21 protein-coding genes are annotated in these 23,666 nt (G+C 72.1%); 6 read left to right on the forward strand and 15 right to left on the reverse strand.

The features are described from left to right. Nucleotides 1-68: 68 nt before the first annotated feature. The 7 genes from gap to uvrA form a co-directional block, all read right to left on the reverse strand. On the reverse strand, nt 69-1,073 hold the full coding sequence (gap, locus tag ADK60_RS18505) for a type I glyceraldehyde-3-phosphate dehydrogenase (RefSeq protein WP_045940150.1): 1,005 nt from the start codon (nt 1,071-1,073) through the stop codon (nt 69-71). Nucleotides 1,074-1,379: 306 nt separating this feature from the next. Continuing rightward, nucleotides 1,380-2,360: a DNA-binding protein WhiA gene (gene whiA / locus ADK60_RS18510; protein ID WP_045940151.1), complete on the reverse strand. Its 981-nt coding sequence runs from the start codon at nt 2,358-2,360 to the stop codon at nt 1,380-1,382. Next, nucleotides 2,351-3,322, reverse strand: a complete 972-nt coding sequence (locus tag ADK60_RS18515; protein WP_045940163.1) for a gluconeogenesis factor YvcK family protein — start codon at nt 3,320-3,322, stop codon at nt 2,351-2,353. The genes whiA and ADK60_RS18515 overlap by 10 nt, the downstream gene beginning before the upstream one ends. Before the next feature lie 225 nt (nt 3,323-3,547). Further along, a complete protein-coding gene (gene rapZ, locus ADK60_RS18520) occupies nt 3,548-4,459 on the reverse strand; it encodes an RNase adapter RapZ (RefSeq protein WP_266274180.1) in 912 nt (303 codons plus the stop codon). Between the two features lie 118 nt (nt 4,460-4,577). Next, entirely contained in the window at nt 4,578-6,662 is a 2,085-nt protein-coding gene (gene uvrC, locus ADK60_RS18525) for an excinuclease ABC subunit UvrC (protein ID WP_053647365.1), read from the reverse strand. A gap of 51 nt (nt 6,663-6,713) precedes the next feature. Beyond that, nucleotides 6,714-7,148, reverse strand: a complete 435-nt coding sequence (locus ADK60_RS18530) for a Rieske (2Fe-2S) protein (RefSeq protein ID WP_053647367.1) — start codon at nt 7,146-7,148, stop codon at nt 6,714-6,716. A gap of 149 nt (nt 7,149-7,297) precedes the next feature. Then, nucleotides 7,298-10,210 (reverse strand): excinuclease ABC subunit UvrA, encoded by a 2,913-nt coding sequence (uvrA, locus tag ADK60_RS18535; protein ID WP_053647370.1) that lies wholly within the window; start codon nt 10,208-10,210, stop codon nt 7,298-7,300. 268 nt (nt 10,211-10,478) lie between these two features. Between uvrA and ADK60_RS18540 the strand changes: the two genes are divergently transcribed. Both ADK60_RS18540 and ADK60_RS18545 read left to right on the forward strand, forming a co-directional pair. Continuing rightward, nucleotides 10,479-11,255 carry a maleylpyruvate isomerase family mycothiol-dependent enzyme gene (locus ADK60_RS18540; protein ID WP_079008483.1) on the forward strand — a complete coding sequence of 259 codons (777 nt, stop codon included), beginning with the start codon at nt 10,479-10,481 and terminating at the stop codon, nt 11,253-11,255. Nucleotides 11,256-11,312: 57 nt separating this feature from the next. Further along, nucleotides 11,313-11,966, forward strand: coding sequence for an MBL fold metallo-hydrolase (locus ADK60_RS18545; RefSeq protein WP_045940156.1), 654 nt, complete (start codon nt 11,313-11,315; stop codon nt 11,964-11,966). A gap of 74 nt (nt 11,967-12,040) precedes the next feature. Here ADK60_RS18545 and ADK60_RS18550 read toward each other — a convergent pair whose 3' ends face one another. The 4 genes from ADK60_RS18550 to zapE all read right to left on the reverse strand — a co-directional run bounded on the left by ADK60_RS18550 (nt 12,041) and on the right by zapE (nt 17,261). Beyond that, entirely contained in the window at nt 12,041-13,051 is a 1,011-nt protein-coding gene (locus ADK60_RS18550) for a TerC family protein (RefSeq protein WP_053647371.1), read from the reverse strand. 212 nt (nt 13,052-13,263) lie between these two features. Beyond that, nucleotides 13,264-13,845, reverse strand: a complete 582-nt coding sequence (locus ADK60_RS18555) for a TerD family protein (RefSeq protein ID WP_045940158.1) — start codon at nt 13,843-13,845, stop codon at nt 13,264-13,266. A 239-nt stretch (nt 13,846-14,084) separates the two neighbouring features. Then, nucleotides 14,085-16,187 carry an excinuclease ABC subunit UvrB gene (gene uvrB / locus ADK60_RS18560; RefSeq protein WP_045940159.1) on the reverse strand — a complete coding sequence of 701 codons (2,103 nt, stop codon included), beginning with the start codon at nt 16,185-16,187 and terminating at the stop codon, nt 14,085-14,087. A 36-nt stretch (nt 16,188-16,223) separates the two neighbouring features. After that, nucleotides 16,224-17,261: a cell division protein ZapE gene (gene zapE / locus ADK60_RS18565; protein ID WP_502687432.1), complete on the reverse strand. Its 1,038-nt coding sequence runs from the start codon at nt 17,259-17,261 to the stop codon at nt 16,224-16,226. Nucleotides 17,262-17,362: 101 nt separating this feature from the next. Between zapE and ADK60_RS18570 the strand changes: the two genes are divergently transcribed. The 4 genes from ADK60_RS18570 (at nt 17,363) to msrB (ending at nt 20,709) form a co-directional block, all read left to right on the forward strand. Beyond that, on the forward strand, nt 17,363-18,130 hold the full coding sequence (locus ADK60_RS18570) for a pyrimidine reductase family protein (RefSeq protein ID WP_045940160.1): 768 nt from the start codon (nt 17,363-17,365) through the stop codon (nt 18,128-18,130). Between the two features lie 141 nt (nt 18,131-18,271). Then, complete coding sequence (locus ADK60_RS18575) at nt 18,272-18,733, forward strand: indole-3-glycerol phosphate synthase (protein WP_107084186.1); 462 nt, start codon at nt 18,272-18,274, stop codon at nt 18,731-18,733. 167 nt (nt 18,734-18,900) lie between these two features. Next, on the forward strand, nt 18,901-20,283 hold the full coding sequence (gene murC, locus ADK60_RS18580) for a UDP-N-acetylmuramate--L-alanine ligase (protein ID WP_107094654.1): 1,383 nt from the start codon (nt 18,901-18,903) through the stop codon (nt 20,281-20,283). 21 nt (nt 20,284-20,304) lie between these two features. Then, nucleotides 20,305-20,709 (forward strand): peptide-methionine (R)-S-oxide reductase MsrB, encoded by a 405-nt coding sequence (msrB, locus tag ADK60_RS18585; protein ID WP_045940168.1) that lies wholly within the window; start codon nt 20,305-20,307, stop codon nt 20,707-20,709. 93 nt (nt 20,710-20,802) lie between these two features. On the opposite strand, the gene ADK60_RS18590 is transcribed toward msrB, so the two are convergent. Genes ADK60_RS18590 through ADK60_RS18605 form a run of 4 tightly spaced genes read right to left on the reverse strand, consistent with a single transcriptional unit; the run spans nt 20,803 to nt 23,435 of the window. After that, on the reverse strand, nt 20,803-22,074 hold the full coding sequence (locus ADK60_RS18590) for a cytochrome P450 (protein WP_053647374.1): 1,272 nt from the start codon (nt 22,072-22,074) through the stop codon (nt 20,803-20,805). After that, nucleotides 22,071-22,706 (reverse strand): GTP-binding protein, encoded by a 636-nt coding sequence (locus tag ADK60_RS18595; protein WP_045945151.1) that lies wholly within the window; start codon nt 22,704-22,706, stop codon nt 22,071-22,073. The genes ADK60_RS18590 and ADK60_RS18595 overlap by 4 nt, the downstream gene beginning before the upstream one ends. Then, nucleotides 22,684-23,046 (reverse strand): DUF742 domain-containing protein, encoded by a 363-nt coding sequence (locus tag ADK60_RS18600; protein ID WP_045945152.1) that lies wholly within the window; start codon nt 23,044-23,046, stop codon nt 22,684-22,686. Before ADK60_RS18600 ends, ADK60_RS18595 begins: the two co-directional genes overlap by 23 nt. After that, the gene (locus ADK60_RS18605; protein ID WP_030394988.1) at nt 23,043-23,435 is read right to left on the reverse strand and encodes a roadblock/LC7 domain-containing protein; all 393 of its coding nucleotides are present in this window, start codon (nt 23,433-23,435) and stop codon (nt 23,043-23,045) included. The genes ADK60_RS18600 and ADK60_RS18605 overlap by 4 nt, the downstream gene beginning before the upstream one ends. Nucleotides 23,436-23,666 lie beyond the last annotated feature (231 nt).

Consider the following 23,666-nt stretch of genomic DNA (forward strand, 5'->3'; position numbering starts at 1 on the left):
GAGGGCCCGGTCGGCTTCGCACGTGCCTTCCGGGCCCTCCCCCCTACTTCACGTCAGCTCCCGCAGCGTCAGAGCCGGTCACCCACGAGGGTGGTCAGGTTGACGAGGCGGTTCGAGTAGCCCCACTCGTTGTCGTACCAGCCGAAGATCTTGACCTGGTTGCCCTGGGCCATGGTCATCAGCGAGTCGAAGATCGTGGAGAACGGCGAGTTCACGATGTCGGAGGAGACGATCGGGTCCTCGGTGTACTGCAGGATGCCCTTGAGGGTGGTCTCCGAGGCCTTCTTGAAGGCCTCGTTGACCTCGGCGACGGTGACGTCGCGCTCCAGGGTGACGACCAGGTCGGTGATCGAGCCGGTCGGGACCGGGACGCGCAGCGAGGTGCCGTCCAGCTTGCCCTTGAGCTCGGGCAGGACCAGCGCGGTCGCCTTGGCGGCACCCGTCGAGGTCGGGATGATGTTGAGGGCCGCGGCGCGGGCGCGACGCAGGTCCTTGTGCGGGAAGTCCAGGGTGACCTGGTCGTTGGTGTACGCGTGCACCGTGGTCATCAGACCCTTGACGATGCCGAAGTTCTCGTTCAGCACCTTGGCCAGCGGCGCCACACAGTTGGTGGTGCAGGAGGCGTTGGAGATGACGGTGTGGTTGGCGGCGTCGTACTTCTCGTCGTTGACGCCCATGACGATGGTGATGTCCTCGTCAGTGGCGGGCGCCGAGATGATGACCTTCTTCGCGCCGGCCGCGACGTGCTTCTTCGCCGCCTCGGCCTTGGTGAAGATGCCGGTCGACTCGATGACGATGTCGACGGCCAGCTCGCCCCAGGGGAGGTTCGCCGGGTCGCGCTCCGCGATGACCTTGAAGGTCTTGCCGTCGACGGTGATGCTGTCCGCGGTGTGGGACACCTCGCCCGGGAAGGTGCCCAGGATCGAGTCGTACTTGAGCAGGTGCGCCAGGGTCTTGGTGTCGGTCAGGTCATTGACGCCGACGATCTCGATGTCCGCGCCCTGGGACTTAACCGCACGGAAGAAGTTGCGGCCGATGCGGCCGAATCCGTTGATGCCTACCCGGATCGTCACGAACCGATCTCCTCGTTAGGTACGCCGGACGCTATGCCGACGGGGTGGAATTTGGGATGTCCCCGACCGCCTATGACCCTACCCCTCCAGATGCGGCTAGAGCACATCAGCCCGCTTGGCAACCCCTGGCGTGGCGCGTGATTCAGGCGCCTTCAGGTCTTCCGTCCTTGCCCTCCGGGGCAGTTGGTCCCGACCCCGCGAGACCTCCGGCAGGGGCCCTCCGTCCCGGTCCCCGGACACAGCACCGCCGGTGCCCGAACTGCGGGCACCGGCGGAGAGATCATCACCGAACGCGATCGTCAAGAGTCAGTTGAGCGCCATCTCGTCGGTGAGGTTGGCCTCCGTGCTCGGCAGGCCCAGCTCGGAGGCGCGCTTGTCGGCCATCGCCAGCAGTCGGCGGATCCGGCCGGCCACCGCGTCCTTGGTCAGCGGCGGGTCGGCGAGCGCGCCCAGCTCCTCCAGCGAGGCCTGCTTGTGCTGCATCCGCAGCTGGCCGGCGGCGGCCAGGTGCTCGGGGACCTCCTCGCCGAGGATCTCCAGCGCGCGGGCCACCCGGGCGCCGGCCGCGACCGCGGCCCGGGCCGAGCGGCGCAGGTTGGCGTCGTCGAAGTTGGCCAGCCGGTTGGCGGTGGCCCGCACCTCGCGCCGCATCCGGCGCTCCTCCCAGGCCAGCACCGACTCGTGCGCGCCGAGCCGGGTGAGCAGCGCGCCGATCGCGTCGCCGTCGCGGATCACCACCCGGTCCACGCCGCGCACCTCGCGGGCCTTGGCGGGGATGCCGAGCCGGCGGGCGGCGCCGACCAGGGCGAGGGCGGCCTCCGAACCGGGGCAGGTGATCTCCAGCGAGGACGAGCGGCCGGGCTCGGTGAGCGAGCCGTGGGCCAGGAAGGCGCCGCGCCAGGCCGCCTCGGCGTCGCAGGTGGCGCCGGAGACCACGGCCGGGGGCAGACCCCGGATCGGGCGACCGCGGCCGTCCACCAGCCCGGTCTGGCGCGCGAGCAGCTCGCCGTCCTTGACCACCCGGACCACGTAGCGGCTGCCGCGCCGCAGGCCGCCGGGGGCCATCACGACCAGGTCCGAGGAGTGTCCGAAGATCTCCAGCAGGTCCTTGCGCAGGCGCCGGGCGGCGGCTCCGGTGTCGAGCTCCGCCTCGATCACGATGCGGCCGCTCACGATGTGCAGCCCGCCCGCGAAACGCAGGATCGCCGACACCTCCGCCTTGCGGCAGCAGGCCCGGGTGACCGGGAGCCGGCTGATTTCGTCCTTCACCGCTGGAGTCATCGCCATGGCCCGATCCTTCCATGTGTCCGGAAAATCCGGTCGTACGCGGCGGCCAAGAGCTCCGGGTCGTGTCGCGGCGTGCCGTCGGTACGGGCGACCCGTCCGAGCACCAGTGCGGCGCCCATCCGCTCGGCGGCCTTCTCCAGGCCGGCCAGGTCCGCCTGGCCGAAGGCGCCGCCGGTGACGGCGCGCTCGTCCACCAGGATCGCATCCACCGCGAGCGCGGGGGCGTGGTCGGCGATGACGTCCAGATGGCGCTGCGGGGTGAAGCCCTCGGTCTCGCCGGGCTGCGGGGCGAGGTTCAGTGTGAGCAGGCGGCGGGCGCGGGTCTCCACCAGTGCCTTCACCAGCTCGGGCACCAGGAGGTGCGGCAGCACGCTGGTGAACCAGGAGCCGGGGCCCAGCACGACCCAGTCCGCCTCCCGGACCGCGGTGACCGCCTCCGGCACGGCGGGCGGCTCGTCCGGAACGAGCCGGACGGACTGCACGGTGCCGGGAGTGACCGCCACGCTGGCCTGGCCGCGGACGGCGCCCAGCTCGGTGGGGAAGGCCGGGTCGTGCCCCCGGACTATCGCCTCGATGTCCAGCGGCACCGCCGACATCGGCAGCACCCGGCCCTGGACGTTGAGCAGCCGGCCGACCCAGTCCAGGGCCGCCACCGGGTCCCCGAGCTTCTCCCAGAGCGCGACGATCAGCAGATTGCCGACCGCGTGGCCGCCCAGCTCGCCGGTGCCGGTGAAGCGCTGCTGGATCACCTCGGACCAGGTGCGGCCCCAGTCGTCGTCGCCGCAGAGCGCGGCGAGCGCCTTGCGGAGGTCGCCGGGGGGCAGCACCCCGAGCTCCTCGCGGAGCCGGCCGCTGGAGCCGCCGTCGTCGGCGACGGTCACCACCGCGGTGAGGTCGGTGGTGAGCCGGCGCAGCGCGGAGAGCGAGGCCGACAGGCCCTGGCCGCCGCCGAGCGCGGTGATCCTCGGGGCCTGACTGCTCCTGGGCGCCTGGTGGGGACGGGCCGTACCGGTGCGGGCCGCCCCGGTGCGGGACCGGCCGGTCACGATGGACCTGGCCGTGCTCCCGCTCCGGTCGGCGGTCTTGTTCTGCAGCTGCCGCCCGGGCACGTATCCCGTCACACCTACCTCGCGTTCCTCTTGCCGGGCCGCCGACCTCCGCCGGCGGCCCGGCAGGGGGTGCGGCGGCTACTCCCGTCCCATGTCACGGTGGACGAGCACCGTTTCCACGCCGTCCGAGATCAGACGCTTCGTCAGCCGCTCGGACATCGCGACGCTGCGGTGCTTGCCACCGGTGCAGCCTACGGCAAGGGTCATGTAACGCTTCCCCTCGCGGCGATAGCCCTCGGTGACAATGCGCAGCAGCTCGGCGTAGCCGTTGAGGAACTCGTTGGCCCCGGGCTGCTGGAACACGTAGTCGGCGACGTCCGCGTCGGTGCCGGTCCTGGCCCGCAGCTCGGGCACCCAGTGCGGGTTCGGCAGGAAGCGGCAGTCCACCACGAGGTCGGCGTCGACCGGCAGGCCGTACTTGAAGCCGAAGGACATCACGGTGGCGCGCAGCTCGGGCTCGTCGTGGTCGGCGAACTGGGCGTCGAGCTTGGCCCGCAGCTGGTGGACGTTGAGGTTGGAGGTGTCGATCACCAGATCCGCCTCGCCGCGGAGCTCGCGCAGCAGCTCGCGCTCCTGGGCGATGCCGTCGACGATCCGGCCGTCGCCCTGGAGCGGGTGCGGGCGGCGCACGCTCTCGAAGCGGCGGACCAGGGCGTCGTCGGAGGAGTCGAGGAAGACGACGCGCAGCCGCACGCCGCGCTTCTCCAGCTCGTCCAGCGAGGTCAGCAGGTCGTCGAAGAACTGCCGGCCGCGGACGTCCACCACGGCGCCGATCCGGGCGACGTTGCCCTGGGAGCGGGCCCCGAGGTCGACCATGGTCGGGATGAGGGCCGGCGGCAGGTTGTCCACCACGAACCAGCCCAGGTCCTCCAGGCACTTGGCGGCGGTGGAGCGGCCCGCCCCGGACATGCCGGAGATGATCACCAGCTCCGGGGTGTTCTCGCCGCCGGCCTCCGGCCGGGCGGTGCCCCCGTAATCGGACACGGTCACTTCGGTTCCCCGCTCTCGGTGGTTCTGCTGTGGAGAACGCGCGTCGCGCGGGCATGCTTCCCGGCGCCACTCGGACGAGTGGGCGCGGGGCACGCCGGCTGACGGGCGGCGTCGGCCGTCATGGCGTCTCCTGGATGGGTGCGGTCTCGGGCGCCGCGGGCGCCGGCTCGTCGGCGCCGTCCTCGATGATCTCGCCCGTGGCGGTGTTCACGGCTGGTGCGGCAGGTGTACGGGACGACAACGCCGCCGCAACGGTCTCCGCCGTCCGCCGGCCGATGCCGGGGACCGCGCAGAGTTCGTCGACGGTGGCCGCCCGGAGCTTCTTGAGCGAGCCGAAGTGCTTGAGCAGCGCCTGACGGCGAGTCTCGCCGAGGCCGGGGACGGAGTCCAGTTCTCCGGCGGTGAGTCGCTTGGAACGCTTGCCGCGCTGGTAGGCGATGGCGAAGCGGTGGGCCTCGTCGCGGACCCGCTGGAGCAGGTAGAGGCCCTCGCTGCTGCGCGGGAGCACGACCGGGTCGTCCTCGCCGGGCAGCCAGACCTCCTCGAGCCGCTTGGCCAGGCCGCACAGCGCGACGTCGTCGATGCCGAGTTCGTCCAGGGCCCGCTGGGCGGCGGCGACCTGGGGCTGCCCGCCGTCGACGACCAGCAGCTGCGGCGGGTAGGCGAAGCGCCGGGGGCGGCCGTCCTCGGCGCGGGTGCCGGTGCCGTCCACGGCGGTGCCGGTGCCGTCCGCGGCGGCCTCGGCGGCGTCCTCCGGGCCCTCCTCGGGGACGGCCCACTCGCCGGTGCGCTCGCGCTCCTGGAGGTAGCGGCGGAACCTGCGGCTGATCACCTCGTGCATCGAGCGGACGTCGTCCTGGCCCTCGAAGCCCTTGATCTCGAACCGGCGGTACTCGCTCTTGCGGGCCAGGCCGTCCTCGAAGACCACCATCGAGGCGACCACGTCCTCGCCCTGGAGGTGGGAGATGTCGAAGCACTCGATCCGCAGCGGGACGCTGTCCAGCTCCAGCGCGTCGGTGATCTCCTGAAGGGCGCGGCTGCGGGTGGTGAGGTCGGAGGCGCGCTTGGTCTTGTGCAGCGCCAGCGCCTGCTGGGCGTTGCGCTGCACGGTGGCCATGAGGTCCTTCTTGTCGCCGCGCTGCGGGATGCGCAGGTCCACCTGGGCCCCGCGCAGTCCGCCCAGCCACTCCCGCACCGGCTCGGCCGGGTCGGGCAGCGCGGGGACGAGCACCTCGCGCGGGACGCCCTCGCCGCGGTCGTCGGCACCGGCGCCGCCGTAGAGCTGCTGGAGGGCGTGCTCGACCAGGCCGGCGGTGTCGACGTCCTCGACCTTGTCGGTGACCCAGCCGCGCTGGCCCCGGACCCGGCCGCCGCGGACGTGGAAGATCTGGACGGCGGCCTCGAGTTCGTCCTCGGCGACGGCCAGCAGGTCGGCGTCGGTGGCGTCGGCGAGCACGATGGCGTTCTTCTCCATGGCCCGCTTGAGGGCGCCGATGTCGTCGCGCAGCCGGGCGGCCTTCTCGTACTCCAGGTCGGCGGCGGCCTCCTGCATCTCGGCCTCCAGCCGGCGCAGGTAGTTGCCGGTGCGCCCGGCCATGAAGTCGCAGAAGTCCTCGGCCAGCGCGCGGTGGTCCTCCGGCGTGATCCGGCCCACGCAGGGCGCGGCGCACTTGCCGATGTAGCCGAGCAGGCAGGGGCGGCCGACCTGGGCGGCGCGCTTGAAGACGCCGTTGGAGCAGGTGCGGACGGGGAAGACGCGCAGCAGCAGGTCGACGGTCTCGCGGATCGCCCAGGCGTGGCCGTAGGGGCCGAAGTAGCGCACGCCCTTGCGGTGCGCGCCGCGCATCACCTGGACCCGCGGGAACTCCTCGTTGAGGGTGACCGCGAGTTCCGGATAGCTCTTGTCGTCCCGGTACTTGACGTTGAACCGGGGGTCGAACTCCTTGATCCAGGAGTACTCCAGCTGGAGCGCCTCGACCTCGGTGGCGACGACGGTCCACTCCACCGAGGCGGCGGTGGTGACCATGGTCGCGGTGCGCGGGTGCAGTCCGGCGAGGTCCTGGAAGTAGGAGGACAGCCGGGGCCGGAGGCTCTTGGCCTTGCCCACGTAGATGACCCGCCCGTGGGCGTCGCGGAACTTGTAGACACCGGGCGAGGTCGGGATCGCACCCGGCGCCGGACGGTAGGTGGACGGGTCAGCCATGGGTCCACCGTACCGACTCGGGCCGGGGGCGCGTGCGGGAGATCAACTGCTTCAGCGCGGGGTCACCTTGAGGTTGCCGCCCTCGACCACCACGTCGTACGCGGGCAGCGGGGTCGGGGCCGGGCCGTCCAGCACGGCGCCGTCGGCGATGCCGAACAGGCTGCCGTGGCAGGGGCATTGGATCTTCTGGTTCCTGACCTGGTCGACGATGCAGCCGGCGTGGGTGCACTTGGCGCTGAACGCCTTGTACTGGCCCTCGGCGGGCTGGGTGACGACGATCTTCTTCTCGCGGAAGACGGTGCCGCCGCCGACCGGGACGCCGGAGGCCGGGCCGAGGTCGACCGGGGTCTTGGCGGCGGAGTCGGAGCCGGCGGAGGTCGAGGAGCAGCCGGTGACGGCGACGGTGCCGCCGGCGGCGAGGACGGCCGCGGCCCCGCAGAGCAGGGTGCGGCGGGAGGGGGCGGGGCTCTCGGGGGCCTCGGACATGAGGGTGCTCCTGGTTCGGCGGCGGCGTTCGGCGGCGGCTTCGCGGCTGCGGGCCGCCCGGAATTCTATGCGGCGCGCCTCCGCCCGCCCCCGGGGTGCCGGGGGCGGGCGGGGGGGGCGGGCGGGGACTCGGTGTTGTTGCCCGTCCGCTACTTGCGCGCCGCCGTGGCGCGCTTGCGGGGGGCCTTGGCCTTGGCGGGCGCGGCCGGGGCCTCCTCGAAGCCGCCCGGCAGGATGTCCCGGAGGAACTTGCCGGTGTGGCTCTCGGAGACGGCCGCGATCTCCTCGGGGGTGCCCTCGGCGACCACGGTGCCGCCGCCGGAGCCGCCCTCGGGGCCCATGTCGACGATCCAGTCCGCGGTCTTGATGACGTCGAGGTTGTGCTCGATGACGATGACCGTGTTGCCCTTGTCCACCAGGCCGGAGAGCACCTTGATCAGCTTGCTGATGTCCTCGAAGTGGAGTCCGGTGGTGGGCTCGTCCAGCACGTAGACCGTCCGGCCGGTGGAGCGCTTCTGCAGCTCGGAGGCGAGCTTGACCCGCTGGGCCTCGCCGCCGGAGAGCGTCGGCGCGGACTGGCCGAGCCGGACGTAACCGAGGCCGACGTCGTTGAGCGTGCGCAGGTGCCGGGCGATCGCCGGGACGGCCTCGAAGAAGCCGAGCGCCTCCTCGATCGGCATGTCCAGCACCTCGGCGATGGACCGGCCCTTGTAGTGGACCTCCAGCGTCTCCCGGTTGTAGCGGGCACCGTGGCAGACCTCGCACGGCACGTAGACGTCCGGCAGGAAGTTCATCTCGATCTTGATGGTGCCGTCGCCGGAGCAGTTCTCGCAGCGGCCGCCCTTGACGTTGAACGAGAAGCGGCCGGGCAGGTAGCCGCGGACCTTGGCCTCCTGGGTCTCCGCGAACAGCCGCCGGACGTGGTCGAAGACGCCGGTGTAGGTGGCCGGGTTGGAGCGCGGGGTGCGGCCGATCGGCGACTGGTCGACGTGCACCACCTTGTCCACCTGGTCGGTGCCGGTGATCCGGGTGTGCCGGCCGGGCACCGTGCGGGCGCCGTTCAGCTCCCGGGCGAGGTGGGTGTAGAGGATGTCGTTGACCAGGGTGGACTTGCCCGAGCCGGAGACACCGGTGATCGCGGTGAAGGTGCCGAGCGGGAAGCCGACCGTGACGTCCTTGAGGTTGTGCTCGCGGGCGCCGTGCACGGTGAGCTGGCGCTTCTTGTCCCGGGCGCGGCGGGCGGCCGGGATCGGGATGCTCCGCTTGCCGGACAGGTACTGGCCGGTGAGGGACTCCTTGTTGGCGAGCAGCTGCTTCAGCGAGCCGGAGTGCACCACCCTGCCGCCGTGCTCGCCGGCGCCGGGGCCGATGTCGACCACCCAGTCGGCCATCTTGATGGTGTCCTCGTCGTGCTCGACGACGATCAGGGTGTTCCCGATGTCGCGCAGCCGGACCAGGGTCTCGATCAGCCGGTGGTTGTCGCGCTGGTGCAGGCCGATGGACGGCTCGTCCAGCACGTAGAGCACGCCGACCAGGCCGGAGCCGATCTGGGTGGCGAGCCGGATCCGCTGGGCCTCGCCGCCGGAGAGGGTGCCGGCCGCGCGGTCCAGCGAGAGGTAGTCCAGGCCGACGTCGACCAGGAAGCGCAGCCGCTCGTTGACCTCCTTGAGGACCCGCTCGGCGATCTGCTTGTCCCGGGCGTTCAGCTTCATCGCGCCGAGGAAGTCGGAGCAGTCGCTGATCGACATCGAGGAGACGTCCGCGATCGAGCGGCCCTCGACGGTGACCGCCAGCACCACCGGCTTGAGCCGGCTGCCCTGGCAGGTCGGGCAGGGCACCTCGCGCATGTAGCCCTCGAAGCGCTCGCGGCTGGAGTCGCTCTCGGCCTCCTGGTGGCGGCGCTGGATGAAGGGCACCGCGCCCTCGAAGCCGGTGGTGTAGGAGCGGTCGCGCCCGTAGCGGTTGCGGTAGCGGACCTCGACCTGGTGCTTGTGGCCGTACAGCAGCGCCTTCTTGGCGCGGGCCGGGAGCCCGGCCCAGGGGATGTCGGTGCGGAAGCCCAGCTCGCCGGAGAGGGCATCGATCAGCCGCTGGAAGTACTCCTTGGTGTGGCCGCCGGACCAGGGGTGGATGGCGCCCTCGTCCAGCGAGCGCTCGTCGTCGGGCACCACCAGTTCAGGGTCCACCTCCATCCGGTTGCCGAGGCCGGAGCAGTCCGGGCAGGCGCCGAACGGCGAGTTGAAGGAGAACGAGCGCGGCTCCAGCTCCTCGAACGACACGTCGTCGTACGGGCAGTAGAGGTGCTCGGAGTACATCCGCTCGCGCTCGGGGTCGCCCTCCGGGAGGTCGACGAAGTCGAGCACGACCATGCCGCCGCTCAGCCGCAGGGCCGTCTCCACCGAGTCGGTCAGCCGGCGCTTGGCGCTGTCCTTGACGGTGAGGCGGTCGATCACCACCTCGACGGTGTGCTTCTCCTGCTTCTTGAGCTTGGGCGGCTCGGCGAGCTGGACCGTCTCGCCGTCCACCCGGGCCCGGGCGTAGCCCTTGGACTGGAGGTCGGCGAAGAGGTCGGCGAACTCGCCCTTGCGCTCGCGCACCACCGGGCTGAGGACCTGGAAGCGGGTGCCCTCGGCGAGCTCCAGCACCTTGTCGACGATGGCCTGCGGGGACTGCTTGGCGATCGGGCGGCTGCAGTGCGGGCAGTGCGGCTTGCCGATGCGGGCGAACAGCAGCCGCAGGTAGTCGTAGACCTCGGTGATGGTGCCGACGGTCGAGCGGGGGTTGCGGTTGGTGGACTTCTGGTCGATCGAGACGGCCGGGGAGAGGCCCTCGATGAAGTCGACGTCCGGCTTGTCCATCTGGCCCAGGAACTGCCGGGCGTAGGAGGACAGCGACTCGACGTAGCGGCGCTGGCCCTCCGCGAAGATGGTGTCGAAGGCCAGCGAGGACTTGCCGGAGCCGGAGAGGCCCGTGAAGACGATGAGGGAGTCGCGGGGCAGGTCGAGCGAGACGTTCTTGAGGTTGTGCTCGCGAGCACCGCGCACAATGAGGCGGTCGGCCACTGCTTCTGGCGCCTTTCTCCGGGGCGAGAGGGCTGGGTGACGAGGGGTGTACTACGTCCAGGATGCGGCAGCCAGCCTACTAGCTCACGCGTTCGATTATCGAGCTCGTCCAGCCGGGTCCACCCGAACGAGTGAGGACGATGCGCGGAGTCTTGACGCGCGGACCGAAAAACCCCTGCTCGGCGGCGGGCAACGGCGGTAGCGTCACCTGGTCAACGAGCGAAGCCCCGTCGGGGCAACGCACCGTCTCCCACCGAAGGCCGAATCGATGACCGACCCGCAGACCGACCCCGCCGGCCCCGCCCTCTCCGCCGTCGCGGCCCGGCGCCTGGCCGGGGTCGAGGAGAGCACCCGCCGGCTGCTGCAGACCGTCGCCGGGATCGGGGCGGAGGCCGTCGCCGGGCCCTCCGCACTGCCCGGCTGGACCCGCGGCCATGTGCTCGCCCACCTCGCCCGCAACGCCGACTCGCTGGTCAACCTGCTGGACGGCGCCCGCACCGGCACCGACATCCCGCAGTACTCGAGCGAGGAGGCCCGGGACCGGGACATCGAGGAGGGCGCGCCCCGCCCGGTGGCCGAGCAGCTCGCCGACCTGCGCACCTCCGGCGCCCGCTTCGCAGCGGCGGCCGCCCTGCTGCCGGACGGGGCCTGGGCCGCGGAGGTCAAGCACCGCAGCGGCGCCGTCTTCCCGGCCGCGGAGATCCCCTGGAAGCGGCTGGCGGAGGTCGAGTACCACCACGTCGATCTGGACGCCGGCTACACCCCCGAGCAGTGGCCGGAGGAGTTCGCCACCGCCGAGTACCGCCGGCTCGCCGAGAAGCTGGCCGGGCCGGCCGGCGCCGGGCTGCCCGCCGTCGAGCTGCTGGCCGTCGAGCTGCCGGCCGAGGACACCGCCGAACGCACCGTGATCGGCGCCGGCACCCCCGCCCTGACCGTCGAGGGCCCCGTCCGCGCCCTGCTCGCCTGGCTCTCCGGCCGGTCCGACGGCGCCGGCCTGCACCGCACCCCCGGCACCGACCTGCCGGTCCTCCCCCCGCTGGGCTGAGCCCCCTCGCAGGCGCGAGGATGGCCCTGACCCTGTAGCCCGACAAGGAGCGGACGGATGACGTACCACGGAGCGGTCAAGGTCGGCGGGCCGCCGGACGTGCGCGAGCTGGCGCACCTGATCATCACCAAGGTGGCGGTCGGCCCCCACGACAACAACGCCTACCTGCTGCGCTGCCGCGACACCGACGAGCAGCTGCTGATCGACGCGGCGGCCGAGGCGCCGGTGCTGCTGGAGACGGTCGGCGAGCGGCTGGCCACCGTGGTCACCACCCACCGCCACCACGACCACTGGGGTGCGCTGGCCGAGGTGGTCGCCGCCACCGGCGCGCGCACCGCGGCGGGCGAGCACGACGCCGAGGGCATCGACGTCCCCACCGCGCTGCCGCTCGCGGACGGCGACACCCTCGCGGTGGGCCGCTGCGAGCTGACCGTCCGGCACCTGGTCGGCCACACCCCCGGCGCGATCGTGCTGGTCTACGACGACCCGGTGGGCCACCAGCACGTGTTCACCGGCGACTGCCTCTTCCCCGGCGGCATCGGCAACACCTGGGGCGACAAGGACGCCTTCGCGAGCCTGTTCCGGGACGTCACCGAGAAGATCTTCGACGTACTGCCGGACGAGGCCTGGGTCTACCCCGGCCACGGCGACGACACCACCCTCGGCGCCGAGCGCCCGCACCTCGCGGAGTGGCGCGAGCGCGGCTGGTAGCCGCCGACAGCCGAACGGGCGGGCCCGCGACCGGAAGTCGGTCGCGGGCCCGCCCGTTCTGCGGAGGGGGTGCGTCAGGCGTCCTGCTTCTCCGGCTCGCCCTGCCCGCCCTGTCCGCCCTGCTCGGCCTGCTCGGCCAGGGCGGCCTTCTTGGAGGCCATCAGGCTGGTCACGGTGGTGACGGCGAGCACCACCACGATGAAGCCCAGCGAGAACGGGATACCGATCTCCGGCACGTGCACACCCTGCTCGTGCAGCGCGTGCAGCACCAGCTTCACCCCGATGAAGCCCAGGATGACCGACAGGCCGTACGACAGGTGGACCAGCTTCTTCAGCAGGCCGCCGATGAGGAAGTACAGCTGGCGCAGGCCCATCAGGGCGAAGGCGTTGGCGGTGAAGACGATGTACGGGTCCTGGGTCAGGCCGAAGATCGCCGGGATCGAGTCCAGCGCGAACAGGACGTCGGTGGTGCCGATCGCGATCATGACGATCAGCATCGGGGTCATCAGCCGGCGGCCGTTCTCCCGGATGAAGAGCTTGGTGCCGTGGTACTTGTCGGTCGACGGGAAGCGCTGCTCGATGGACTTGAGCAGGCGGTTCTCCTCGAACTCCTCGTCCTCCTCGTCGGCCCGCGCCTCCTTGATCAGCTTCCAGGCCGTCCAGATCAGGAAGCCGCCGAAGATGAAGAACACCCAGGAGAACTGGGCGACCAGCGCGGCACCGCCGGCGATGAAGACCGCGCGCAGCACCAGGGCGATGATCACACCGAACATCAGCACGCGCTGCTGGTAGATCCTCGGCACCGCGAACTTGCCCATGATCAGGATGAAGACGAACAGGTTGTCGACACTGAGCGACTTCTCGGTGATGTAGCCGGCGAAGAACTCACCGGCCGGCGTCGCGCCGGAGTGCCACCAGAGGAAACCGCCGAAGATCGCCGCCAGTACGACCCAGACCGTGGTCCAGATACCGGCTTCCTTGATCGAGACCTCGTGCGGCTTGCGACCACCGATGAAGAAATCGGCCACGACCAGTGCCAACAGCACCACGATCGTGCCGACCCACAAACTTACGGAAACGTCCACTACTGCTCCTCCGGCAGGTAGGCGAGACAGTCATCGTCACTGCCGGAGGTCTCTTCCGCCCGTCGGACGCGCGACTGCGCGCCCTCGGACCAGCGCCCCGGGATGCCGCGATGGGCACCCGTGATGACGGGGACGACTGCGAGGGAATACTCCCCTCCGCTGCAAGAAGGGTAACAGCACCCCCAAGGAAAGGTAAAGAAGGTAAAGAACCGTCAGAGGAACGGCTCGATGGCCGGCAGCAGGTCCTGGAAGGACCGCCCCTTCGCCGGGGCGCCGATCGCCTGCATCTCCCAGCCCCCGGCACCGTCCCGGAACACCTTCGCCATGATCTGCCCGGTGTGCGGACCGCCGCCGGTCAGGTCGTAGCGGGCCAGCTCCAGCCCGGTCGACTCGTCGACCAGCCGGCAGTGCGCGTTCTGCACCTCGGCGAAGGTCTGCCCGGTGTAGGAGCTGACCGTGAACACCACCTGGGTGATGTGCGGCGGCACGTGCGCCAGGTCCACCAGGATCGCCTCGTCGTCCTCCCCCACCCCGGAGCCGCCGACCAGGTTGTCCCCGGTGTGCCGGACCGAACCGTCGGAACTCTCCAGATGCTGGAAGAAGACCACGTCGGACGGGGTCCGCTCGGCGTACAGCAGCGCCGAGGCGTCCAGGTCGATCTGCCGCGTCCGGCTGCCGAACAGGCCCCGCCGGGGCGCCGCCCGCCAGCCCAGGCCCATCCGGACCACGGTGAGCGTCTCCCCCGGGCCCTTCTGCAGGCTGACCCGCTGTCCCTTGGCCAGGTTCACCGACACGGCGGTTGTCCTCTCTGCCCAGCCGCACGGGATCCCCGCGCCGGCTCCACGGTGGAACACCCCGTTGCCGTCCCCCGGCTGAGGCCCCCTCTTTACCGGCCGCCCGACAAGGACGGCACCGCAGGCCAGCCTAGGCCCTGCGGTCCAACGCCTTTCCCGCCGTGTACCCCCTCGCCGGGGCGGCGACGCACCGGCGGGCGCGGCCGGGCAGAGAACCGGCCACGCCTTCCGGGCGCTCCTCAGGCGATGCCGGCCTCCCGCATCTGCCGGAGCTCCCGCTTCAGCTCCTTGACCTCGTCCCGCAGCCGGGCCGCCACCTCGAACTGGAGGTCGGTCGCGGCGGCGTGCATCCGGTCGGTCATCGACTGGATCAGCTCGGCCAGCTCGGCGGCCGGCATCGACTTCGCCGGCTTGCGGTCGGCGCCCAGGGCCGGCACCGGCGCCTTGCCCTTGGCCCCCTTGCCGCCGGGCGCGCGGTACCCGGTGGACAGCAGCTCGTCGGTGTCCACGTCCTCGCGGGCGAGGGTGTCCAGGATGTCGCCGATCTTCTTGCGCAGCGGCTGCGGGTCGATCCCGTGCTTCTTGTTGTACGCCTGCTGGACCTCCCGGCGGCGGTTGGTCTCGTCGATGGCCTTCTCCATCGCCGGGGTGATCCGGTCCGCGTACATGTGGACCTGGCCGGAGACGTTGCGGGCCGCGCGGCCGATGGTCTGGATCAGCGAGGTGCCGGAGCGCAGGAAGCCCTCCTTGTCCGCGTCCAGGATCGCCACCAGCGACACCTCGGGCAGGTCCAGGCCCTCGCGGAGCAGGTTGATGCCCACCAGCACGTCGTACTCGCCGGCCCGCAGCTCGCGCAGCAGCTCGACCCGGCGCAGCGTGTCGATGTCGCTGTGCAGGTACCGGACCCGGATGTCCAGGCCGAGCATGTAGTCGGTGAGGTCCTCGGACATCTTCTTGGTGAGCGTGGTGACCAGGACCCGCTCGTCCCGCTCCACCCGCTTGCGGACCTCGTGCACCAGGTCGTCGATCTGGCCCTCGGTCGGCTTGACGATCACCTCGGGGTCGATCAGGCCGGTCGGGCGGATGATCTGCTCGACCTGGCCGTCGCCCCGGGAGAGCTCGTACTTCCCCGGGGTCGCCGACAGGTAGACGGTCTGGCCGATCCGCTCCAGGAACTCCTCCCACTTCAGCGGGCGGTTGTCCATCGCCGAGGGCAGCCGGAACCCGTGCTCGACCAGGGTCCGCTTGCGGGAGGCGTCACCCTCGTACATGGCGCCGATCTGCGGCACGGTGACGTGCGACTCGTCGATGACCAGGAGGAAGTCCTCCGGGAAGTAGTCCAGCAGGGTGTTCGGCGGGGAGCCGGGCTCGCGGCCGTCGAAGTGCATCGAGTAGTTCTCGACCCCGGAGCAGGTGCCGATCTGGCGGAGCATCTCGATGTCGTAGGTGGTGCGCATGCGCAGCCGCTGGGCCTCCAGCAGCTTGCCCTGCTTCTCCATCCTGGCGAGGGTCTGCTCCAGCTCCTTCTCGATGTCGGTGACCGCGCGCTCCATCCGCTCCGGACCGGCCACGTAGTGCGAGGCCGGGAAGACGTACATGGAGTCGTCCTGGCTGATGATCTCGCCGGTGAGCGGGTGCAGCGTGTACAGCGCCTCGATCTCGTCGCCGAACATCTCGATCCGGACGGCCAGCTCCTCGTAGACCGGGAAGATCTCGATGGTGTCGCCGCGGACCCGGAAGGTGCCGCGGCTGAAGGCCAGGTCGTTGCGGGTGTACTGGATGTCGACGAAGCGGCGCAGCAGCACGTCCCGGTCGATCTCCTCGCCGACCTTCAGCCGCACCATCCGGTCCACGTACTCCTGCGGGGTGCCGAGGCCGTAGATGCAGGACACGGACGCGACCACGATCACGTCCCGGCGGGTGAGCAGCGAGTTGGTCGCCGAGTGGCGCAGCCGCTCGACCTCCTCGTTGATCGAGGAGTCCTTCTCGATGTAGGTGTCCGTCTGCGGGACGTACGCCTCGGGCTGGTAGTAGTCGTAGTACGAGACGAAGTACTCGACCGCGTTGTTGGGCAGCAGTTCGCGGAACTCGTTCGCCAGCTGCGCCGCCAGCGTCTTGTTCGGCGCCATCACCAGGGTGGGCCGCTGCAGCTTCTCGATCATCCAGGCCGTGGTGGCCGACTTGCCGGTACCGGTGGCACCGAGCAGGACGACGTCCTTCTCCCCGCCACGGATCCGCCGCTCCAGCTCGGCGATCGCCGCCGGCTGGTCACCGTTGGGCTGGTAGGGACTGACGACCTCGAAGGGCGCCACTGACCGCTCAATACTCGTGATGGGTCGCACGCCACCACCGTACGACCCACCACCGACAAGCGAGGACTACTTGGCGCTGTCCCTGGCGAGGGCGACGAGGCGGGAGACAGCGCGGAGGTACTTCTTGCGGTAGCCGCCGCGGAGCATCTCCTCGGGGAAGACCTGGTCGAAGGGGAGGCCGGAGGCGGTGATGGGGAGTTCGCGGTCGTACATGCGGTCGGCGAGGACGACCAGGCGCAGGGCGGTGGACTGGTCGTCGACCTGGCGGACGCCTCGCAGGCAGACGGCGGTGACGTCGTCCAGGAGGGCGCCGTAGCGGCTGGGGTGGACGGCGGAGAGGTGGGCGAGCAGGGTGTCGAAGTCGTCCAGGGAGGCGCCGGGGGTGCGGGCGGCGACGGCGTCGACCTCGGTGTCCCGGTAGGGCGGCGGGGCGTCGGGCAGGCCGCGGTGGCGGTAGTCCTGGCCGTCGATCCGCATCGGGCGGAAGTGCGCCGACAGTCCCTGGATCTCGCGCAGGAAGTCGGCGGCGGCGAACCGGCCCTCGCCCAGCTTCTCCGGGAGGGTGTTCGAGGTGGCGCACAGCTTGACGCCGTTCTCGACCAGGCGGCCGAGCAGGGTGGAGACCAGGACGGTGTCGCCCGGGTCGTCCAGCTCGAACTCGTCGATGCACAGCAGGCGGTGGTCGGACAGGGTCCGCACGGCCTGCTGGAAGCCGAGCGCGCCGACCAGGTTGGTCAGCTCGACGAAGGTGCCGAAGGCCTTGGGGCCGGGGACGGCGTGCCAGAGCGAGGCCAGCAGGTGGGTCTTGCCGACGCCGTAGCCGCCGTCGAGGTAGATGCCGGCCGGGCCGGCCGGGGCCGGGGTGCCGCGGCGGAACCAGCTGCGCTTGGGTGCGGCGCCGTTCCCGCCGTTGAGCGCGCCCGCGAACTGCTCCAGGACCTGCACGGCCTCGTACTGGCTGGGCTGGCCCGGGTCCGGGAGGTACGTCCCGAAGCTCACGTCGGAGAAGCGCGGCGGCGGCACCATCTCGGCGACCAGGCGCTCGGCGGGCACGACCGGACGGCGGTCGGTGAGGGCGATCGGCGAACCGGTGCTGCCGGCTATCGGCTCGGTCGCGGTGTCGGGGCGGGAGGCTGCGGGCACGGTGGTCAAGGGTACGCCCGCTCGGCGCGGACTCCGACCCCGGCCGCTGCGAGACTGGAGGCATGCAGCAGCTGATCAGTCCGCCGGACGCGGCGTTCGAGGATCCGGAGTCGTCGGAGGCGCTCGCCGCCGTGTACGCGTACCCCGGGCAGGTGAATCGCGGCCGCCCGTGGCTGCGCGCCAACATGGTGGCCGGCCTGGACGGCGGGGCGCGGCTGGACGGGCTCTCGGAGGGCCTGTCGAGCGCGGCCGACAAGCGGATCTTCGGGGTGCTGCGGGCGCTGTCGGACGTGGTGCTGGTGGGCGCCGAGACGGTGCGGGCGGAGGGGTACGGCCCGGCCGGGGCCTCGAAGGAGTTCGCCGCGGCGCGCCGGGCGGCCGGGCAGGCGCCGGCCCCGGTGATCGCGGTCGTCAGCCGCTCGCTGGGCCTGGACCTCGCGGCGCCGCTGTTCACCGAGCCGCTGGTGCGCACGGTGGTGGTCACCACCGAGGACGCGCCGGCGCGCAGCCTGGAGGCGGTGGCCGAGGTGGCCGACGTGATCGCGGTCGGACGGGGTTCGGTGGACCTGCGGGCGGCGGTCGCGGCGCTGGCGGACCGGGGCTGGACGCGGATGCTGACCGAGGGCGGCCCCCGGCTGCTGGGGCAGCTGGCCGCGGCGGACCTGCTGGACGAGCTGTGCCTGTCGCTGGCCCCGCTGATCACCGGCGGCGACGCGCCGCGCATCATCCACGATGCGGAAATGCCTGACGTGCGACGGATGCGGCTGGTCTCATTGATCGAGCAGAAAGGATTCCTCTTCACCCGTTACCTGCGTCCGCCGACCCCGTGACCTCCGGACCGTGATCCCGCTCCCTTCTGGGACTTCCTCCGCGTGGCCCGTGTGCCGGGTGAGCAGCGTGCGGAAAGCTTCCGCCGGGCAGTATGGGATGCGAAGCCGGGACCCGGGGGCCGGTGTCTGGAAGGGACTCACGTGTTCAAGACGGTACTGATGATCGAAAAGGCGCTCTCCGACGCCGACGTGGAGCTCGTCACCACGCTGCACAGCGAGGAGAAGGTGTCCTTCGTCGTCCTGATGCAGCCGCGCGGCAAGCAGGACGAGCTGCTGCGGGCGCTGGACGACGTGGCCCTCGGCCACCTCGACAAGGTGGTGCACGAGCACGACGAGTCCGAGAGCGGGCCCACGGTCGCCACCGAGTCGCTGGAGCACAGCCTGCGCCACCTGCGCGAGGCCGGCGCCGAGGCGGTCGGCGAACTGGTCGAGGAGAAGCCGCTGGACCGGCTGCGCGCCGTGGTGGAGGAGCACCGGGCCGACGAGGTGGTGGTGCTCACGTCCCCGCACTTCGTGGAGGAGTTCTTCCACCGCGACTGGGCCTCCCAGGCCCGCCACAAGGTGGGCGTCCCGGTGCTGCGGCTGTTCGCCAGCGACTCCTGACCCCGGCCCTCCCCGCGTCGGGCGGGGCGGGGTCAGGGCGCCGTCGTGGTGCAGAATCGTCCTTGCGGTCCGGCGCGCCCCGGCCCGCGAGGACGACACGACCCTCGTCCGACCTCCCCCGTCCCCGCCCCGTACGGAGCCCCGCCTTGAACGACGCCGCGCACGACCTGCACGCCCCGCACTTCATCGGCATCGGCGGCGCCGGCATGTCCGGCCTGGCGAAGATCCTCGCGGTGCGCGGGGCCAGCGTCTCCGGCAGCGACTCCAAGGAGTCCGAGACCGTCCTCGCGCTGCGCGCCCTCGGCGCCGCCGTCCACATCGGCCACGCCGCCGAGAACGTGCCGGACGGCGCGAGCAGCATCGTGGTCTCCAGCGCCATCCGCGCCGACAACCCGGAGCTGGCCGCAGCCCGCGAGCGCGGCATCCCGGTGGTGCACCGCTCCGACGCGCTCGCCGCGCTGATGGGCGGCCGCCGGGCGCTGGCGGTGGCCGGCACCCACGGCAAGACCACCACCACCAGCATGCTCGCCGTCGCCCTCGGCGAACTGGGCCTGGACCCGTCCTACGCGATCGGCGGCGACCTCGACGCCCCCGGTTCCAACGCCCACCACGGCACCGGCGAGATCTTCGTCGCCGAGGCCGACGAGAGCGACCGCAGCTTCCACAAGTACGCGCCCGAGGTGGCGATCGTGCTCAACGTGGAGCTGGACCACCACGCCAACTACGCCTCGATCGACGAGATCCACGAGTCCTTCGAGACCTTCGTCGCCCGGATCACCCCCGGCGGCACCCTGGTGGTCTCCGCCGACCACGACGGCGCCCGCGAGCTGACCGCCCGGGTGGCCGGCCGCGAGGGCCTGAACGTGGTCACCGTCGGCGCCGCCGAGGACGCCGACCTGCGGGTGCTGTCGGTCGTCCCGCGCGGCATGACCAGCGAGGTCACCGTGCTGCTGGACGGCGAGGAGCTGGGCTTCACCGTCTCGGTGCCCGGCCGGCACTACGCCCACAACGCGGTCGCCGCGCTGGCCGCCGGCGTCGCGCTGGGCGTCCCGGCCGCAGACCTGGCCAAGGCCCTCGGCGCCTACACCGGCGTGCGCCGCCGGCTCCAGCTCAAGGGCGAGGCGGGCGGCGTCCAGGTGATCGACTCCTACGCCCACCACCCGACCGAGATGACCGCCGACCTGGAGGCGATCCGGGAGGCCACCGAGGGCCGGGTGCTGGTGGTGTTCCAGCCGCACCTGTTCAGCCGCACCCAGCAGCTCGCCGAGGAGATGGGCGCCGCGCTGGCGCTCGCCGACGCCTCCGTGGTGCTGGACATCTACCCGGCCCGCGAGGACCCGATCCCCGGTGTCACCAGCGAGCTGATCCTCGACGCCGCCCGCCGGGCCGGTGCCGAGGTCACCGCCGAGCACGACTTCGCCGCCGCCCCGGCCCTGCTGGCCGGCCTGGCCCGCCCGGGCGACCTGCTGCTCACCATGGGCGCGGGCGACGTCACCAACCTGGGTCCGGAAATCCTCAAGCACCTCGCGAACGTTTCCACCAACGTCTGAGTCCCCCGACCTGGAGCCGTCATGAGCTACGAGATCGAGAAGACCGACGCCGAGTGGCGTGAGCAGCTCTCCCCGGAGGAGTACCACGTCCTCCGGGAGGCCGGCACCGAACGCCCGTTCACCGGCGAGTACACCGACACCAAGACCGTCGGCGTCTACGGCTGCCGGGCCTGCGGGGCCGAGCTGTTCAGCTCCGAGACCAAGTTCGACAGCCACTGCGGCTGGCCGTCCTACTACGCGCCGCTCGCCGGCGACCGCGTCCAGTACATCGAGGACACCACGCTCGGCATGCGCCGGGTCGAGGTCCGCTGCGCCCGCTGCGGCGGCCACCTGGGCCACGTCTTCGAGGGCGAGGGCTACGGCACGCCGACCGACCAGCGGTACTGCATCAACAGCGTTTCGCTGACGCTGAAGCCGGCGGAGTAGCAGCGAACGGCCGCGTGGGCCCGGTACCCCGGCGGGGTGCCGGGCCCACTGCTGTCCGGCCCAGTGCTGTCCGGCCTGCTGCTGTCCGGTTCGCTACAGTCCGGTCGGCTGGAGTCCGGTCCGTTGCTGTTCGGCCAGCGGGGTGAAGCGGACCGGGAGGCGGACCAGGGCGCGGTGGAAGGGGCCGGGGCGCCAGCGCAGGGTGTCGGCGGGCTCGGCGAGTTCGAGGTCGCCGATCCGGCTGGTCAGTTGCTCGACGGCGGTGATCGCGATCAGCAGGGCCGGGTCGCGGGCCGGGCAGGCGTGCGGGCCGGCCGCCCAGGCCAGGTGCGCCGATTCGCCGCTGCGCAGCCCGGCGGTGTCGGGGCTGTCGGCCGGCGGGGCGGCCTCGGAGTTGGCGGCGGCGTAGGAGACCAGGACGAGCGAGCCGGCCGGGATCGCCCGGCCGTGCAGGACGGTGTCGCAGCGCGGGTAGTGGGCGGAGAGGTTGGCCAGCGGCGGCTCGTGCCAGAGCACCTCGTCGATCGCCTGGTGCGCGGTCATCGCGCCGCCGAACAGCGAGCCGGCGTAGCGGGCGTCGGTGAGCAGCCGGCGCAGGGCGTTGCCGATGAGGTTGGTGGTCGGCTCGTTCCCGGCGATCATGGTCAGGGTGATCTGCCGGACCACCTCGTCGTTGTCGAGCCCCGCCGGGTGGGTGAGGAACCACGAGGTCAGGTCGTGCCGGGGGCGCTCGCGGCGCTCGGCGACCATCGCGGTGACCACGGCGACGAGGTCCGCGTACGCGGTCACCGCCTGCCGGGTGGACTCGATCATGCCGACGATGCCGGCCACCAGCCGCTCCCGGTGCTCGTCGGGCACGCCGAACCAGGTGGTGACCACGTGGACGGGCAGCCGGCGGGCGTAGTCGGCGATGAGGTCGGCGGAGCCGGTGGCCCCGAAGGTGCCGATCAGCCGGTGGGCGACCTCGGCGACCCGGCGCTGCAGCAGGTGCGGTTCCAGCAGCGCGAGGCCGTCGGTGATCACCTGCCGGTAGCGGGCGTGCGTCTCGCCGTCGCTGAACAGCGCGGTCGGCCGGTAGCCGAGCACCGGGAGCAGCGGGGAGTCCGGGGGGACGGTCTGCTGCCAGGCCCGGGAGTCCTTGGAGTAGGTGTCGGTGTCGCGCAGCAGGTCCAGCGCGGCCTGGTAGTCGGTGACCAGCAGGGCTTCGACGCCGGGTGCGATCTCCACCGGGGCGACCGGGCCCTGCCGGCGCAGCAGTTCGTAGACGGTCTGCGGGTCGGCGGCGAAGGCCGGGCCGTGGAGGGCGGTCGGGGGTTGCGTGGCGGAGGGCCGGGCGGTCGGGGGCTGGGCGGTGGGGGTGGTCATGACTGCTCCGGGGCGGAGGGCGGCAGGCCGTGCAGGACGTGTTCGGTGAGCGCGATCAGGGCGTCCAGACTGGAGCCGCGCTCGCGGGCGTCGCAGAGCACCAGCGGGGTGGCCGGGTGCAGGTCGAGGTGGGCGCGGAGCACCTCGGGCGGGTGCGCCGGCGATTCGGGGAAGCGGTTGACGGCGACCGCGTACGGCAGGCCCTGCTCCTCGACCATGTCCATGATCTCGAAGGAGTCGGCGAGCCGGCGGGTGTCCGCCAGCACCAGGGCGCCGAGAGCGCCGCGCGCGATGTCCTGCCAGAGCGGGAAGAACCGCCGCTGGCCGGGGGTGCCGAACATGTACAGCACCACCTCGCCGGGCAGGGTGAGCCGGCCGAAGTCGACCGCGACCGTGGTGGTGGCCTTGCCGGGGAGGCCGGCCAGGTCGTCGACGGGGGCGCCGGTCTCGGTCATCGCCTCCTCGGTGTGCAGGGTGGGGATCTCCGAGAGGGTGCGGATGAAGGTGGTCTTGCCGACGCCGAAGGGGCCGGCGACCACGAGCTTCATCAGCGTCTGTTCGGGGTCGGGCAGGTAGCCCACCCGGTCCGGGCGCCCCGGACCGGGCGGCCTACCGGAGAGTGCGGAGTCCAACGAGGAGCCTCTCGACGAGGGAGCGGTCGGTCTGCTGGGCGCGGGGGATCGGCGCGCGGGCGTGCAGGCAGCCCGCCTCGACCAGGTCGGCCGCGAGGAAGACGGTCGCGCTGACCGGGAGCCGCAGGTGCGCGGCGGCCTCCACGACGGTGAGCGCGCCGGGCCGCAGCAGTTCCCAGAGCCGCCGGTGCTCGGCCTCCAGCTCGGTGAGCGCCTCCGGGGGCTCGGCGCCGGTCGCGAACAGCACGGTGAGCCGTTCGAATCCGTCGGCGCCGGCGCGGGCCCGGCCGCCGGTGGCCAGGTAGGCGGGCACCATCCGCCTGCGGGGGACGGCGGTCATGACCGCGGGGCGTCCTGCCGCCTGGCCGGGCTGGCCAGGGCGCGGCCGAGGGCGGCCACCTGGACCTGCATCTGGTAGGCGACGTTGCCGAGTTGGGCCTCGGGCGTGGTGAACACCGCGAGCGAGGTGTTCTCCCCGGCCGGGACGACGACGGCGAAGCCCAGCTCGGACTCGACCACGGTCTGCGCCAGCCGGGGCTGCTCGGTGTCGGTGAAGGCGGTGGTGAACGCGCGGGCGGCCGCGTGGACGGTGGCGGTCATCGCGGCGACCCGCTCGGCGGAGGCGCGGCCGAGGCCGGCCGAGGCGGCCTCGACCAGGCCGTCACCGGTGGCGATCACCGCGTGGACGACGCCCGGCAGCTCCAGGAGCGGGCTCAGCACCCAGCCGATCCCTTCGGCGGCGGCCGGGGCGCCGCCGGTGGGCGCGCCGGCGGGTGCGGGGGTGGCGGTGGCGGTGGCGGTGCTGGGGCTGGACGTGCTGCTCACGGCGCGGCTCCTCAGGAGGTCTGGGTGCTCCGGCGGCCGGACGCCGCCGCAGGACCGGCGCCGGTGTGGGCGGCGTCGGGGCGGGACGGGGCCGCCCGGTCGGCGCCGGCGGGGCCGGTCGCCTCGGGGGACGGG

It is taken from the genome of Streptomyces sp. XY431 (assembly GCF_001279805.1).
GTDB classification, from domain to species: Bacteria; Actinomycetota; Actinomycetes; order Streptomycetales; family Streptomycetaceae; genus Kitasatospora; species Kitasatospora purpeofusca.